This is a genomic window from Streptomyces sp. NPDC005820, assembly GCF_040630255.1.
In the GTDB taxonomy this organism is placed as follows: domain Bacteria; phylum Actinomycetota; class Actinomycetes; order Streptomycetales; family Streptomycetaceae; genus Streptomyces.
The window spans coordinates 236,485-251,574 of record NZ_JBEXXE010000007.1 but is presented as its reverse complement, the minus strand read 5'-3'; the positions used below and the strand labels follow the sequence as shown (position 1 = coordinate 251,574).

At 72.3% G+C, this 15,090-nt stretch carries 14 protein-coding genes; 6 read left to right on the top strand and 8 right to left on the bottom strand.

Annotated features, from left to right (window positions below; genetic code table 11):
* Positions 1 to 154: 154 nt before the first annotated feature.
* The 3 genes from ABZ464_RS11410 (at position 155) to ABZ464_RS11400 (ending at position 3,272) form a co-directional block, all read left to right on the top strand.
* On the top strand, positions 155 to 817 hold the full coding sequence (locus tag ABZ464_RS11410; protein WP_359274299.1) for a bifunctional DNA primase/polymerase: 663 nt from the start codon (positions 155 to 157) through the stop codon (positions 815 to 817).
* A gap of 95 nt (positions 818 to 912) precedes the next feature.
* Entirely contained in the window at positions 913 to 1,686 is a 774-nt protein-coding gene (locus ABZ464_RS11405; RefSeq protein WP_359274296.1) for an ABC transporter ATP-binding protein, read from the top strand.
* Complete coding sequence (locus ABZ464_RS11400) at positions 1,683 to 3,272, top strand: transporter (protein ID WP_359274293.1); 1,590 nt, start codon at positions 1,683 to 1,685, stop codon at positions 3,270 to 3,272. The genes ABZ464_RS11405 and ABZ464_RS11400 overlap by 4 nt, the downstream gene beginning before the upstream one ends.
* A gap of 32 nt (positions 3,273 to 3,304) precedes the next feature.
* Here the strand turns inward: ABZ464_RS11400 and ABZ464_RS11395 are convergent, their stop codons facing one another.
* Both ABZ464_RS11395 and ABZ464_RS11390 read right to left on the bottom strand, forming a co-directional pair.
* Positions 3,305 to 4,255: an alpha/beta hydrolase gene (locus tag ABZ464_RS11395; RefSeq protein WP_359274290.1), complete on the bottom strand. Its 951-nt coding sequence runs from the start codon at positions 4,253 to 4,255 to the stop codon at positions 3,305 to 3,307.
* A 510-nt stretch (positions 4,256 to 4,765) separates the two neighbouring features.
* Positions 4,766 to 5,458, bottom strand: coding sequence for a metal-dependent transcriptional regulator (locus ABZ464_RS11390; protein WP_355877414.1), 693 nt, complete (start codon positions 5,456 to 5,458; stop codon positions 4,766 to 4,768).
* Between the two features lie 213 nt (positions 5,459 to 5,671).
* Here ABZ464_RS11390 and ABZ464_RS11385 point away from each other — a divergent pair, with 213 nt between their 5' ends.
* Positions 5,672 to 6,436, top strand: coding sequence for an SIS domain-containing protein (locus ABZ464_RS11385; RefSeq protein ID WP_359274286.1), 765 nt, complete (start codon positions 5,672 to 5,674; stop codon positions 6,434 to 6,436).
* 68 nt (positions 6,437 to 6,504) lie between these two features.
* Here the strand turns inward: ABZ464_RS11385 and ABZ464_RS11380 are convergent, their stop codons facing one another.
* Positions 6,505 to 7,950: a PAS domain-containing protein gene (locus ABZ464_RS11380; RefSeq protein WP_359274283.1), complete on the bottom strand. Its 1,446-nt coding sequence runs from the start codon at positions 7,948 to 7,950 to the stop codon at positions 6,505 to 6,507.
* 114 nt (positions 7,951 to 8,064) lie between these two features.
* On the bottom strand, positions 8,065 to 8,514 hold the full coding sequence (locus ABZ464_RS11375) for a GNAT family N-acetyltransferase (protein ID WP_359274281.1): 450 nt from the start codon (positions 8,512 to 8,514) through the stop codon (positions 8,065 to 8,067).
* Between the two features lie 544 nt (positions 8,515 to 9,058).
* Here ABZ464_RS11375 and ABZ464_RS11370 point away from each other — a divergent pair.
* On the top strand, positions 9,059 to 10,087 hold the full coding sequence (locus tag ABZ464_RS11370; RefSeq protein ID WP_359274279.1) for a 2-oxoglutarate and iron-dependent oxygenase domain-containing protein: 1,029 nt from the start codon (positions 9,059 to 9,061) through the stop codon (positions 10,085 to 10,087).
* Between the two features lie 16 nt (positions 10,088 to 10,103).
* Here ABZ464_RS11370 and ABZ464_RS11365 read toward each other — a convergent pair whose 3' ends face one another.
* Positions 10,104 to 11,204: a citrate synthase 2 gene (locus ABZ464_RS11365; RefSeq protein ID WP_359274278.1), complete on the bottom strand. Its 1,101-nt coding sequence runs from the start codon at positions 11,202 to 11,204 to the stop codon at positions 10,104 to 10,106.
* A 224-nt stretch (positions 11,205 to 11,428) separates the two neighbouring features.
* Here ABZ464_RS11365 and pdxH point away from each other — a divergent pair, with 224 nt between their 5' ends.
* Complete coding sequence (gene pdxH, locus ABZ464_RS11360; protein ID WP_359274388.1) at positions 11,429 to 12,058, top strand: pyridoxamine 5'-phosphate oxidase; 630 nt, start codon at positions 11,429 to 11,431, stop codon at positions 12,056 to 12,058.
* A 77-nt stretch (positions 12,059 to 12,135) separates the two neighbouring features.
* Here pdxH and ABZ464_RS11355 read toward each other — a convergent pair whose 3' ends face one another.
* Genes ABZ464_RS11355 through ABZ464_RS11345 form a run of 3 tightly spaced genes read right to left on the bottom strand, consistent with a single transcriptional unit; the run spans position 12,136 to position 15,067 of the window.
* On the bottom strand, positions 12,136 to 12,777 hold the full coding sequence (locus ABZ464_RS11355; protein ID WP_359274274.1) for a TetR/AcrR family transcriptional regulator: 642 nt from the start codon (positions 12,775 to 12,777) through the stop codon (positions 12,136 to 12,138).
* Entirely contained in the window at positions 12,765 to 13,499 is a 735-nt protein-coding gene (locus tag ABZ464_RS11350; protein ID WP_359274271.1) for an enoyl-CoA hydratase family protein, read from the bottom strand. The genes ABZ464_RS11355 and ABZ464_RS11350 overlap by 13 nt, the downstream gene beginning before the upstream one ends.
* The gene (locus tag ABZ464_RS11345) at positions 13,496 to 15,067 is read right to left on the bottom strand and encodes a 4-coumarate--CoA ligase family protein (protein WP_359274267.1); all 1,572 of its coding nucleotides are present in this window, start codon (positions 15,065 to 15,067) and stop codon (positions 13,496 to 13,498) included. Before ABZ464_RS11345 ends, ABZ464_RS11350 begins: the two co-directional genes overlap by 4 nt.
* Positions 15,068 to 15,090 lie beyond the last annotated feature (23 nt).

Sequence of the window (15,090 nt, the reverse complement as noted above, 5' to 3'; positions counted from 1 at the left end):
ATCGGCGGAAGCCCGCCCCCCGTCGGTGACTACCCGCTCCCGCGCCCGTTCCTTCCACGCGCCCCCTGGGATGCACCCATGCGCCCCGGAGGCGGAAGCGGTGCTCCTCCCCCGCGCACAGTGGCGTGCGTAACCCCCGGTGACCGCTAGAGTTGTGCTCATCGTGGAAGAGACCATCGCGGGCGCCGACGCCACTCAAATCCCGAAGCAGCGCGGGGAATCGCTGCTGGAGACCGCTGTTCGCTACGCCGAGGAACGTCATTGGGACGTCTTCCCCGGCACCTGGCTGGAAGCCGTCGACAGCGTGCAGCGCTGCTCCTGCGGCGACACGGCGTGTGCGGCACCGGGGGCGCATCCCGCGCGGCCGGACTGGGCGACGCAGGCGACGGGCAGTGCGACCGTCGCGCGCCGGATGTGGCAGAACCAGCCGACCGCCTCGATCCTGCTCCCCACCGGGCGTACGTTCGACGCGATTTCCGTTCCGGAGACGGCCGGGTTCCTCGCGCTGGCGCGGATGGAGCGGATGGAACTGACGCTGGGGCCGGTGACGTTGACACCGGACCGCCGGATGCAGTTCTTCGTGCTGCCGGGGGCATCGGCGAAGGTGCCGGACCTGGTGCGCAAGCTGGGCTGGTCTCTCGGGTCGTTGGACCTCGTGACGTTGGGCGAGGGGATGTACGTGGCGGCGCCGCCCACGCGGTTCGGGTCCCGGGGCGCCGTGCAGTGGGCCTGCCGGCCGACCGCCGCGAATCGGTGGCTGCCGGATGCGGAGGAGTTGATCTCGCCGCTCGCTTATGCGTGCGGGCGGGATCGGTAGCCGTTCGGCGTCGTTGTCGGGTGCGGGTGCGTCGGGGTCGTTCGCGCGGTTCCCCGCGCCCCTGAGAACACCTCACCTGAACGTAGGCTTCTGGCATGACGTCTGCCGTGCGCGTTCGTGGGCTGTGGAAGCGGTTCGGGCAGCAGGTTGCGGTTGCCGGGATCGATCTTGATCTGCCCGCCGGGAAGTTCATCGGGCTCGTCGGGCCGAACGGGGCCGGGAAGACGACCACCCTCTCCATGGTGACCGGGCTGCTGCGGCCCGATCAGGGGTCCGTCGAGGTGGTCGGGCGGGACGTGTGGCGGGATCCCGTGGCGGTGAAGGCGCGGATCGGGGTGCTGCCGGAGGGGCTGCGGCTGTTCGAACGGCTGTCGGGGCGGGAGCTGCTCGCGTACAGCGGGCGGTTGCGCGGGCTGCCCGGTGCCGAAGTCGACCGGCGGGCCACGCAGTTGCTCGACGTCCTGGATCTCGCCGGGGCGCAGCACAAGCTCGTCGTCGACTACTCGACCGGTATGCGCAAGAAGATCGGGCTGGCGACCGCGCTTCTGCACAATCCCGAGGTGCTCTTCCTCGACGAGCCGTTCGAGGGCGTCGATCCGGTGTCCGCGCAGACCATCCGCGGGGTGCTGGAGCGGTACACCGCCTCCGGGGCCACCGTCGTCTTCTCCTCGCATGTGATGGAACTCGTCGAGTCGTTGTGCGACTGGGTGGCGGTGATGGCGGCGGGGCGGATCCGGGCGCACGGGACGCTGGCGGAGGTCCGCGGGTCGGCGCCCTCGCTGCAGCGGGCGTTCCTGGAGCTGGTCGGCGCCGGCGGGCGCGACGGCGGGGCGGATCTCGATTGGCTGGGCGGCGGGGCGGCCCGATGACCGCGCTGACCGCCACCGTCGTACGGCTGAAGCTGTCGCTGTTACGCAATGGGCTCAGGCAGTCCGGTGGGCGGCGGGCCGCGTACGTGGGGTCCGCCGTGCTCGTGCTGGTGTTCGCGGTGTTGCAGCTGCTCGGGCTGATCGCGCTGCGGGGGCATGCGCACGCCGACGCGCTCGTGGTGCTGCTGGTGGGTGTGCTGGGGCTGGGGTGGGCGGTGATGCCGCTGTTCTTTCCCGGTGGGGACGAGACGCTGGATCCGACGCGGCTGGTGATGCTGCCGCTGCGGCCCCGGCCGCTGGTCCGGGCGTTGCTGGCGGCCTCGCTGGTGGGGATCGGGCCGCTGTTCACCGTGCTGATGCTGGTGGGGTCGGTGATCGCGGTGGCGCACGGGGCCGCGGCGTACGTCGTCTCGGTCGGCGCCGTCCTCCTGGGGCTGCTGGTGTGCGTGGCGCTCGCGCGGGCCGTCGCCGCCGCCAATGTGCGGCTGCTGACCAGCCGCAGGGGGCGCGATCTGGCGGTGCTGAGCGGGCTCGTGATCGCGGTGGGCGTACAGGTCGTCAACTTCACGGCGCAACGGCTGGGCACGGCCGGGCTCGGGCAGCTCGATCCCGTGGCGGACGTGGTGCGGTGGCTGCCGCCGGCCTCCGCGGTGGGTGCGGTGGACTCGGTGAGCGAGGGGGCGTACGGCCGCGCGGCGGGGCAGCTGGCGGTCGGTGCGATGGTGCTGGCGGGGCTCGTGGGGGTGTGGGCGCGGAGTCTGGAGCGGCTGATGACCGCGCCGGACGGGTCGACGCTGGGGACCGCCGAGGGGGACGCGCGGGACCGGCGGGGCGGGGCCGGCTGGGCGCGGCTGCTGCCGGGCGGGCGTACTGGGATCGTCATGGAGCGCAGCCTGCGCTATGTCTGGCGCGATCCGAAGACGAAGGCGGCCTGGGTGACCTCGCTCGCGATCGGGCTGATCGTGCCCGTGTTCAACGCGCTGCAGGGCACCGGCTCGATCTATTTCGCGTGCTTCGCCGCCGGGATGCTCGGCATCCAGATGTACAACCAGTTCGGGCAGGACACCTCGGCGTTCTGGATGGTCGCGCTGACGATTTCCTCGCCCCGGGACGCCTACGTCGAACTACGCGCGCGTGCCCTCGCGCTGCTGGTGATCACCCTGCCGTACGCGACGCTGGTGACCGTGGTGACGACCGCGCTGCTCGGGGACTGGCCGCGGCTTCCCGAGGTGCTGGGGCTGTCGCTGGCGCTGCTCGGCGCGATGCTGACGACCGGCGCCTGGACGTCGGCCCGCTTCCCCTACTCGATCCCGCAGGAGGGCTACAAGAACGTGGCTCCCGGGCAGACCGGGCTGGCCTGGATCTCCATCGTCGGCGGGATGGTCGCGGCCGCCCTGCTGTGCGCTCCGGTCATCGCGCTGACGATCTGGCTGAACATCACCGTGGACGGCGAGATGTGGAGCTGGGTGCTGTTGCCGGCGGGCGCGGTGTACGGGACGGCGATCACCCTGCTGGGCCTGCGGCTGGCGTCCCCCCGCGTGGCGGACCGCCTGCCGGAGATCCTGGCGGCGGTGAGCAAGGGCTGAAGCGAAGCCCGTGCCCTCGCGCGCGGGCTGCCCTAGGGCGCCAGCACGCCGTCCAGGAACGGTTCGATCGCCGTGCGCCAGGCCTCCGGCTGGTCGTAGTGGACGAGGTGGCCGGCGTCGGCGACCTCCGCGTACTCGCCGCGCGGGAGCACCCGGACCATCTCCTGGGCCTCGGCCCGGCCCAGCTCGCCGTCCAGCCCGCGGACGACCAGCGCGGGGCACTGGACCTGGGTGAGCTCCTCCCAGTGGGCGTCGTAGACCCAGGTCTCGCGGGACTTCAGCATCTGCTCGGGTGCGAAGACGGGGCGCCAGCCGTCGGGGGACTCCTGCATGACCTCGGCGTAGAACTCGCCGCGGGAGGGGTTGGGGCGCTCCACCCAGGGGTCGTCCTCGCCGAACCACTTGCGGACGTCGGCGAGGGTGGCGAAGGGGAGGGGCCAGGACTTGAACCAGTCGGCCCACTCGCGCTGCGAGGCCGAGCCGAGCGCGGAGGCCCGCATGTCGCAGAGGATCACGGCGCGCACCAGGTCGGGGCGTCTCGCGGCGAGCTGCCAGGCGGTGAGCGCTCCCATCGCGTGGCCGATGAGGACGGCCGGGGTGAGGCCGAGCTGCTCCAGGGCGGCCTCCGCGTCCTCGACATACGCCTCACGGGTGAAGGCGGCCTCGGGGGGCTTCTCGCTCTGGCCGTGGCCGCGCTGGTCGAGGGCCACAGCTCGATGCCGCTCGGAGAGCCAGCGGGCCGTGGACGCCCAGTGCGAGGCGCGGCCCATCAGCCCGTGCAGTAACAGGACCCCGGAGGTGCCCTCGGGGTCGGCGCCGGACGCGGAGGCGGTGCCGTGGTGGCCGTCCCGGCCGCCGGTCGACTGGGCGGGGATCATGGCGTCCGGTCCGCTCCTGGGCTGATCGGCCTTGGGAGGGTCGCCGAACTCCCAGGCCGCCAGGCGTACGCCCCCCGCCCCGGTCACGTCGATGCGTCGCGCCATGGATCCTGGCACCCCCCTAGCCGTCGTACCGCTGTGCTGCCGATGCCCTAGTGCTGCCTTCGCTCTGCCCTCGATCACCCGCAGGCTATCGAATGCCCTTTCGAGAAATGCACTCTCCGCGACCAAGACCCCTCGTTCGAGTGACCTTCCCCAAGGAATGATCGCCGCTGTCGAGGGGAGATCTTCAGCGGGAGGCGGACCGCTCGGGGAAAACGGTCCGAGGGGAACGACCCTGGGAGCTCGGGGCTCCGGGTCGAAACAGGGGAGGACAGGCCCCGGTGCCGAACGGCACCGGGGCCCTCCACTGCTCTGCGGCACATCATCCCCGCCCCCCTCAGGTCATATGCCTCACGCGACAGCGTGGCACGCGAACGGTCCGCGCGCTGCCATTCGACACAGGGAATCTGCGATTCGACAACATCGCCGGGATGTATCAACTACCCCAGGAGCAACAGGAGTTGAACATCGCTCAGCATTTCAACAAGCGCCGGGCGACTGCCGGGCGATCGTTCACCGCTTGGCGACGAACACATGGGACGCGACGTCCGACTCCAGCTCGGCCGCCTCGCCACCGCTGCCGACCAGCACCCCGCCCGCCGACTCCGTCACGCTCACCACCGAACCGGGCTGCACGCCCGCCCGGCGCAGCGTGTACATCAGCTGCGCGTCCGTCTGGATCGGCTCGCCGATCCGGCGTACGACGACCGTCTTGCCCTCCGCGCCCGGGTCCAGGTCGGCCAGCGAGACCATGCCCTCGTCCAGGAACGGATCGGCGCCGTCCTTCTCGCCCAGCTCCTCCAGGCCCGGGATCGGATTGCCGTACGGCGACTCGGTGGGGTGCCGCAGCAGCTCCAGCACCCGGCGCTCCACGGCCTCGCTCATCACATGCTCCCAGCGACACGCCTCGGCGTGGACCTGCTCCCACTCCAGGCCGATCACATCGACGAGCAGACACTCGGCCAGCCGGTGCTTGCGCATCACGCGCGTGGCCAGCCGGCGGCCCTCGTCCGTCAGCTCCAGGTGCCGGTCACTGGCCACGGAGACCAGGCCGTCGCGCTCCATGCGCGCCACCGTCTGGCTCACCGTCGGCCCGCTCTGGTCGAGGCGCTCGGCGATCCGGGCCCGCATGGGGACCACACCCTCCTCCTCCAGCTCGAGGATGGTGCGGAGATACATCTCCGTGGTGTCGATCAGTCCGGACATTCGTGTGCCCCTCGATGAGATCTGCCGAAGGCTCGACGGCTCTCCGGCGCGTGCGCTGGCCCTGGCTCCAATTCTGCCGGATACCACTGACAACCGTGCCTCGCCGGGGAAACCGGGCGGTTACGCGGAGCCCCCGGCCGTATTGACACGGCAATGGTCCAGACCGCACGGTGATCAGCGACACGGACCCCGACGGCGAAGGAGCCCCCTCGGATGAGCGCCCGCAGCGACCAGGAACTCGCCGCCCGCTTCCTCGACGCCGCGATCGGCCTGCTGGAGCGGGTCCGCGACGAGGAGGCCGACGCCGTACGGGCCGCCGGCACGCTCCTCGCCGACACCGTGGCCGCCGGCGGCCGGCTCTTCGCCTTCGGCGCCGGGCACTCCTCCCTCCCCGCCCAGGACCTCGTCTACCGCGCGGGCGGCCTCGCCCTGATGAACCTGCTCGCCGTCCCCGGACTCGTCGGCGTCGACGTCATGCCCGCCACCCTCGGCTCCGCCCTGGAACGCGTCGACGGCCTCGCGAGCACCGTCCTCGACACCTCCCCGCTCCGCGCCGGCGACGCCCTCGTGATCATCTCGCTCTCCGGCCGCAACGTCCTGCCCGTCGAGATGGCCCTCAAGGCGCGCGCCCTCGGCGTGAAGGTCATCGGCGTGACCTCGGTGGCGTACGCCGCCGAGACCGCACCCCGCAACCCCACCGGCACCTTCCTCAAGGACCACTGCGATGTCGTCCTCGACTCGAAGATCGCCGTGGGCGACGCCGAACTCACCCTCGACAGCGTCCCGGCCCCCTTCGCCCCCGCCTCCACCGTCGTCACCTCGGCCCTCCTCCAGGCCGTCATGGCCACCGCCGCCGGCACCCTCGCCGACCGCGGCGTCCAGCCCCCCATGCTGCGCTCCGGCAACGTCGACGGCGGCCACGACTGGAACGCGCGCGTGCTGAAGGAGTACGCCGACCGGATCTTCTACCAGCGCTGAACGTCCGGCGTTGAACGACTGGCGTTGAACGTCCGGCACTGAACGACCGGCACGCGCGCGTGCGTGCGTCAGGCGGGGTCGCCCCGCCCCGCCAGGTCCGCCAGGTCCAGCGCCGAAGCTATGCGCACCGCGACATCCTCGGCGTACATCGCGTCCGATCGCTCGAAGGAGGTACGGCCGGCGCCCCGCAGGAACGTCACCACACCCAGCGTGCGGCCCCGGCTGCGCAGCACCGCGCACAGCGCGTGCACCGTGTCCTGCGGCCACTGCCGCGCCCGCGCCCACTCCCGCGTCTCCTCGGCCGGCCCGCTCCCCGCGCCCGCCCGCACCGAACCGGCCCGCGCGACGCACTGCAACGCCGGATGCCCCTCCGGATACCGGACCGGCAGACCGGCGTAACCGGTCAGCGCGCTCGGGCCCGGGCCACCCGACGGCGTGGCCGCGACCCGGACCAGCCGCAGCGGCACCACCGTCTCCGCGTCCGCCGCCGCGCCGCCCGCGATCCGGTCGACCAGCGCGTGGTCGGCGAACCCCGCCAGCGCGAAGTCGAGATGGACCGTGGCCGCCTCCGCCGGGTCCTCGCACTCGGCCGCCGCACGCGCCGCCCGGTGCAACTGGTTCGTACGGAACCGCAGCAGCGCCGCCTCCTGCTCGCCCTGCCTGGCCTCCGTGACGTCCTGGAACAGCCAGCCCACACCGAGCGGCACCGGCTCCTCCGCGAGCGGCGAGGCCAGCCGCAGAAAACCGCTCCGCCAGCAGCGCCGCCGCTCCCCCTCCGGGGTGCGCACCCCCACCCACACCTCTGCCGGAGCGGGCGGGGCTCCCTCCGCGAGGACATGCGTCAGCGCGTTCTCCAGCTCCTCCACACCCTGGGTCAGCAGCTCGCCCAGCGGACGGCCCAGCACCGCCGTACGCCCCGTGCCGAGCGCACGGGCGGCGTGCGCGTTGACCACGGCGGGCCGCAGGTCCGCGTCGACGAGGACGACCCCCCAGGCGGCGTCGTCGAACAGCGCCTCGCTGAGCGCGATGGACCGCTCCAGATCGATCTGGGCATGCACCTCGCTGAAGGCGCAGTACAGTCCGGCCGGCTTGCCGTCCGGACCGCGCACGGCGGCCGACTGGGTACGGACGAGCACCCGGCCCCCGTCCTTCGTCAGCAGCGCGAACTCGTGCACCTGGCGGCCCGACGCGTGCATCGCCGACATCAGCCGCGTCTCGACCTCCTCGGCGTCCGCCTCCCGCACCGCCCACCCGGCGAAGCCCTGCCGGCCCACGGCCTCCGCCGCGCTCCAGCCGAGGATCCGCTCCGCCTCGCGGTTCCAGTGGGTGACGACCCCGTCGGCGTCGAAGGCGCACAGGGCCGCGTCCATGCCGTCGAGCAGCGCGGCAAGGAGATCAGCACCGTCGGGGCCGCCGGGGCCGCCGGGATCCTCCGACCGGTCGTGCCCGTCCGGCTGCTCGGGCTCGTCCGGCCCCAGTTCGTCGGTGGTCCCCTTACGTCGGGAAGCACTCACCTGGACCCCCTGCAGGTTCGCTCACTTGCCCCCATTCAACTCGAACGTGACGCAGCCCACATATGGTTCCCGCAAGATTGCATGGGAATCGTTGCACCGCCGCCGTCGCCGCCGTCACACCGGAACGGGCATCAGCCTCAGGTCGACCCATTCCGCCGTCTCGCCGTCCAGCACATACCGATCGACCTCGGTGAAGCCACGCGCGCGTGCGAAACGGAGCCCGTCCTCGTTGACGGCCAGAACACACGTCTCGACCGCACCGGCGCCCAGCACACGCGCGTGCCCGAGAGCATGCTCGTAGAGCTCCGCCCCGTACCCCCGCCGACGGAACTCGGGCAGCACGCGCGCGATGACGGTCACCACCCCGTCCTCGGCCGGCGGCCGCACCGTGGAGCAGCCGACCAGCACCTCACCGACGTACGCGTTCTCCAACCGGTTGCGTCCCGCCCGCTCCCGCACCTCGGCCGGCAACATCGCGGCCGGCGGCACGATCACGTTGTGGACGTAACGCCACTGCTCCAGCGCGGTCTCACCAGCGACCGTCTCGACACGAAGATCACTCACCGCACAAGCGAACCGCGCCCCCACGCGCGCGTCAACGCCGCGGCTCGTCGACGTCTCGGAAAAAAGACTTGAGCGGCCCGGCACAGCTTCCTAAGGTGGCGGGCATCGCAGAAAGGAGGTGACCGGTAGATGCATGACAACCGGACGCGCGAGGTGGCTGCGGGCTAGCGGCCCGCCACCACACCCTGTGCGGTGCCGGACCAGCGTGTGCGAGACGCACGCGGCCGGCCAATCCAACGCAGTCACCCGACCCGCGAGTCGCCGGTACGTCCGGCCGGCCCCTCCATATGGAGGACCAGACTCGCGGGTCGTCTGCGTTTCCGATGCCACCAGGGCGTTTCGGAGAAGATTTCGCAGGCAGTACGCTGGGGAACATGCTTTCGCTCGTTCGACGCCGCCACGTGGACTTCGTCCGCGTCACGAGCATGGGCTGTCGGCGCTCCGCCTGACCCAGCCCCCTTCTCTGCTTCTCCCCTTTCGGCAGCTGGGCTCCGCCCTACCCTCGGCGGCCGCCCGTGCCCCGTACACCCCGCGGACGCATTCCATGACGCACATCGCGACGGCATCGTCGTACGACCAACTCCCCCTCATCGATCTGTCGGCCGCCGACCGTGGCCCCCAGGCGCGTGCGCTGCTCCACGGGCAGCTGCACAGTGCCGCCCATGACGTGGGTTTCTTCCAGCTCGTCGGGCATGGGGTCGGCGCGGAGGAGACCGCCCGGCTCGTCGGAGCCATGCATGCCTTCTTCCGGCTGCCGGAGGCCGAGCGGCTCGCCCTCGACAACGTGAACTCGCCGCACTTCCGGGGGTACACGCGCACCGGCGACGAGCGGACCGGAGGGCGGCAGGACTGGCGGGACCAGCTCGACATCGGGGCGGAGCGGGCGGCCCGGGTGCCGGGGCCCGGCGAGCCCTCGTACTGGTGGCTGCAAGGGCCCAACCAGTGGCCGGGCGGACTGCCCGAGCTGCGGGAGGCCGCGCTGGGGTGGATCGACCGGCTCAGCGGGGTCGCCGAGCGGCTGTTGCGGGAGCTGCTCGCCTCCATCGGCGCCGATCCCGCGTTCTACGACTCCGTCTTCGGGGACCACGCGCATCCGCATCTGAAGCTGGTGCGCTATCCGGGGAGCTCGGGGGACGGGGCCGGGCAGGGGGTGGGCGCCCACAAGGACTACGGGTTCCTGACGCTGCTGCTCCAGGACCGGGTCGGCGGGCTCCAGGTGCAGCGGGAGGACGGGCTGTTCCATGACGTGCCCCCGGTGGAGGGGGCCTTCGTGGTGAACCTCGGGGAGCTGTTGGAGGTGGCGACCAACGGGTATCTCGTCGCCACCAACCACCGGGTCGTGTCCCCGCCGGACGCGGTGGAGCGGTTCTCGGTGCCGTTCTTCTACAACCCCCGGCTGGACGCCCGCGTGGAGCCGCTGCTCTTCCCGTACGCCTCCGCCGCTCCCGGGGTGACGGACGATCCGGGGAACCCGCTGTTCGCGGAGTACGGGTACAACGAGCTGAAGGGCAAGCTGCGGGCGCATCCGCTGGTGGCGCGGCGGCATCACGCGGAGCTGCTCAGCCCCGCGTGAGCACGCCGCGTACGGCTCAGTGCGCGATGTCCTCGTAGCCCTCGATCTCCCGGGGGCCACGGGTGCCCGGGCCGATGTAGCGGGCGGAGGGGCGGACCAGGCGGCCGGTGCGCTTCTGCTCGAGGATGTGGGCCGACCAGCCGGCGGTGCGGGCGCACGTGAACATCGAGGTGAACATGTGCGCCGGGACCTCGGCGAAGTCGAGGACGATCGCCGCCCAGAACTCGACGTTCGTCGCCAGCACGCGGTCGGGGCGGCGGGCGTGGAGTTCGGCGAGGGCGGCCTTCTCGAGGGCTTCGGCGATCTCGAAGCGGGGGGCGCCGAGTTCGCGGGCCGTGCGGCGCAGGACGCGGGCGCGGGGGTCCTCGGCGCGGTAGACGCGGTGGCCGAAGCCCATGAGGCGTTCACCCTGGTCGAGGGCGCGCTTGACGTAGGCCTCGGCGTCGCCGGTGCGCTCGATCTCCTCGATCATGTGCAGGACGCGGGAGGGCGCGCCGCCGTGGAGGGGCCCGGACATGGCTCCCACGGCGCCGGAGAGGGCGGCGGCCACGTCGGCGCCGGTGGAGGCGATGACGCGGGCGGTGAAGGTGGAGGCGTTCATGCCGTGTTCGGCGGCGGAGGTCCAGTAGGCGTCGACGGCCTTGACGTGCTTGGGGTCGGGCTCGCCGCGCCAGCGGATCATGAAGCGTTCGACGACGGAGTGGGCCTTGTCGATCTCGCTCTGCGGGACCATGGGGCGGCCCTGGCCGCGGGCGGACTGGGCGACGTAGGACAGGGCCATGACGGCGGCGCGGGCGAGGTCCTCGCGGGCCTGTCCGGCATCGATGTCCAACAGCGGCTTGAGGCCCCAGACCGGGGCGAGCATGGCGAGGGCGGACTGGACGTCGACGCGGATGTCGCCGGAGTGGACGGGGATGGGGAAGGGCTCGGCGGGCGGCAGGCCGGGGTTGAAGGCGCCGTCGACGAGGAGGCCCCAGACATTGCCGAACGAGACGTGGCCGACCAGGTCCTCGATGTCGACGCCCCGGTATCGCAGGGCGCCGCCTTCCTTGTCCGGTTCGGCGATCTCCGTCTCGAACGCGACGACTCCTTCGAGTCCGGGTACGAAGTCGGACATCAGGCGGCTCCTCGTGAGGGTGTGCGGCGGGTTGTGGCGCCGGCGGGTCCACAGCGCCGGTGGGGCACTCGTCGTGGCATCTGCACCATATCCCCGAGTGTCACCCTTGGGGAGAGGTGCGGCACTCAGTGCCACGCGGTCCCCGGAGGTGTCCCATACGGCAGGATGGCCACGTGACCGCTCACGACTCCGTCTACTCCGGGCCCGTGCCCGATCCCGCCGGTATGCGCAAGCAGTACCGGGCGGAGGGGCTCGACGAGGCGGATCTGGCCGCCACGCCCGTGGAGCAGTTCGCGCGCTGGTTCAAGGACGCGGCTGTCGAGGCGCATCTCTTCGAGCCGAACGCGATGGTCGTGTCCACCGCGGACGCGGAGGGGCGGCCCAGTTCGCGGACGGTGCTGCTGAAGCAGTTCGACGAGCGGGGGTTCGTCTTCTACACGAACTACGAGTCCCGCAAGGCCCGTGATCTCGCCGAGAACCCGTATGTGTCGTTGCTCTTTCCGTGGCATCCGATGGCCCGGCAGGTCATCGTGCGGGGGGTGGCCCGGCGGACGGGGCGGGACGAGACCGCGGCGTACTTCCGGACCCGGCCGCACGGGTCGCAGCTGGGGGCGTGGGCGAGCGGCCAGTCGTCGGTGATCGCCGGGCGTGCCGAGCTCGATGCCTCCTATGCCGAGCTGAGGGCGCGGTATCCGGAGGGTGAGCAGGTGCCGGTGCCGCCGCACTGGGGTGGGTTCCGGGTGGTGCCGGAGTCGGTGGAGTTCTGGCAGGGGCGGGAGAACCGGCTGCACGACCGGCTGCGGTACGCGGCCCGGGCGGACGGCGCCTGGTCGGTGGAGCGGCTCAGTCCCTGAGGGGCGCCGACCTTCGCGGCGGGTTCAGAGCCTGCCCCAGACGTCCAGGTCCACGATCACCTGGAAGTGGTCCCCCGTCAGCGCTCCCTCGTGTCCAGCAGCCCGTCCAGGAGTCCCGCCCACTGTGCCACGACGCGTGCGCGGCGGCCGGTGTCGTCGGTGAGGAGGTTGGCGAGGCCGAGGCCGCGGGCCATGTCGAGGAGGCCCTGGACGGTTTCGCGGACGCCGGGGACGGATTCGTCGGCGCCGAGGAGTTCGAGGGCGACGCGGTGGGTCTCGCGGCCGACGCGGGCCTCCAGTTCGGTGACGCGGGGGCCGAGCTGTTCCTCGTTGGAGGCGGCGACCCAGAGGTGGAGGGCGGCGCGGAAGAGGGGGCCGGTGTAGACGTCGACGAGGGCGGTCAGTACCTCGCGGCGGTCGGCGCCGCCTTCGGGGAACAGATCGCGCAGGGCCAGGCAGCGTTCCTCGGCGACGTACTCGACGGCCGCGGTGAAGAGGTCTTCGCGGGTGGGGAAGTGGTGCTGGGCGGCGCCGCGGGAGACGCCCGCGCGTTCGGCGACGACGGAGACCGTGGAGCCGGCCCAGCCGTGTTCGGCGAGGCAGGCGACGGCGGCCTCCAGGAGGCGCTGCCGGGTGGCCCGGCTGCGGTCCTGTTTGGGGACACGGTCGCCGGAGGGCCGGTCACCGGAGGGCCGGTCGGCCGCGGTCACAGCACCCATGCGGGATCCCGTCGTTCGAGGAAGGCCGTCATGCCCTCGCGGGCGGGCGCGGAGGAGAACAGCCGGGCCGAGAGTGCGGTGAGCTGGGCCGCGTCCCGGTCGAATGTCTCCAGCACCCTAGCCGTGAGCAGCTGTTTCGTCTCGGCGAGGGCCTGGGGGGCGGATCTGCGCAGTCCGTCGAGGACGGGGGCGAGGACGGCGTCGACGTCGTCGCCGGTGGTGGTGAGCAGGCCGATGCGGGCGGCCTCGGGGGCGTCGAAGCGTTCACCGGTGAGGTAGTAGCGGGTGAGGGCGCGGGGGTCGGTGCGGGGCAGCAGGGGGAGGGAGATGACGGCGGGGGCGACGCCGATGCGGACCTCGGTGAACGCGAAGGTGGCCGGGGTGGCGGCGGCGGTGATGTCACAGGCGGCGAGCAGGCCGAGGCCGCCGGCCCGGACATGGCCGGTGACGCGGGCGACGACGGGCCGGGGCAGTGCGACGAGCTGCCGGAGGAGGGCCACGAAGGTGTCGGGGGCGGGCGGGTCGCGCAGGTCGGCTCCGGCGCTGAAGGTGTTTCCGGTGTGGGTGAGGACGACGGCGCGGACGCCGGGGTCCTCGGCGCAGTCGGTGAGCGCGGCGGTGAGTTCGCCGACGAGGGCGGCGGAGAGGGCGTTGCGGGTGTCGGGTGCGTCGAGGGTGAGGGTCTCGACGCCCCGCTCGCGGGTGCGGCCGACCAGGGTCATGGGGTCGTCTCCCTGAGCTGCCGGCGCAGGATCTTGCCGGAGACCGCGCGCGGTACGGCGTCGAGGAAGGTGACGTGGCGGACGCGTTTGTAGGGGGCGACGCGTTCGGCGACGTACATCGCGATCTCTCCCTCGGAGAGGTCGGGGGCGGTGGGCTGGCGGACGACGAAGGCGTGCGGGACCTCGTTGCCGTCGTCGTTGTAGACGCCGATGACGGCCGCGTCGGCGACGGCGGGGTGGGTGAGGAGGAGGGCCTCGAGTTCGGCGGGGGCGACCTGGAAGCCCTTGTACTTGATGAGCTCCTTGACGCGGTCGACGACGAAGAGCCAGCCGTCGTCGTCGACGCGTCCGATGTCGCCGGTGTGCAGCCAGCCGTCGGGGTCGATCATGGCGGCGGTGGCGTCGGGGCGGCCCAGGTAGCCCTTCATGACCTGGGGTCCCCGGATGAGGATCTCGCCGTCCTCGCCCGGGCCGAGGTCCTTGGCGGGGTCGTCGAGGGAGACGATCCGCATCTCGGTGCCGGCGATGAGCCTGCCGACGGTTCCGGCGGGGGCGGCGCGCATGGCGTCGAGGGGGACGACATGGGTGCCGGGGGACAGTTCCGTCATGCCGTACGCCTGGCCGACGGGCGGCAGGTTCAGGCGGTCGGCGCAGGCGGCGGCGAGGCCGGCGTCCAGGGGTGCGGCGGCGCTGATGACGTACCGCAGGGACGACAGGTCGTACTGGGCGACCGCCGGGTGTTTGGCGAGGGCGAGGACGATCGGCGGGGCGACGTACAGGCCGGTGATGCGGTGGTTCTGGATGGCGGCGAGGAAGGTGTCGAGGTCGAAGCGGGGCAGGACGACGACCGTGGCGCCCTGCCTGAGGGGCGCGTTCATCAGGGCGGTGAGGCCGTAGATGTGGAAGAAGGGGAGGACGGCGAGGATGCGGTCGCCGGGGCCGGCCGGCATCGACGGTTCGAGCTGGGCGAGGTTGGTGGCGATCTGCCGGTGGGTGAGCATGACGCCCTTGGGCGTGCCGGTGGTGCCGGAGGAGTACGGCAGGGCGGCCACGTCCTCCACCGGGTCGATGTCGATCCGCGGCTCGGGGGCGGCGGAGGCGAGCATGTCGATCAGGGACCGGTGACCGGGCGCGCTGTCGCAGACGAAGATCTCCTGGACGCCGCCGGCGAGTTCGGCGGCGCGGCGGGCGGTCTGCAGGAACGGTGAGACGGTGACGATCCAGCGGGCCCGGGAGTCGTCGAGCTGTTTGGCGAACTCCTCGGCGGTGGCGAGCGGATGCACGGTGGTGACGGAGGCGCCCGCGCGCGTGGCGGCGTAGAAGGCGAGGGGGAAGGCGACGGTGTTGGGGCTGTGCAGGGCCAGTACGTCGCCCTTGCGGACCCCGGCCTCGGCGAGGGCGGCGGCGACACGCCGGTGGAACCGGTCCACCTGCTCGTAGGTGAGGGTGGTGCCGTCCGTGCCGTCGATCAGCGCGGGCAGCTCGCCGAAGGCGGCGGCGCGGCCCAGGACGGCGTCGTGGATGGGGAGTTCTACGGGCGGGACGTCTGCGTACGCGCTGCGGAACACGGTTCCTCCAAGACGGTTCAGCC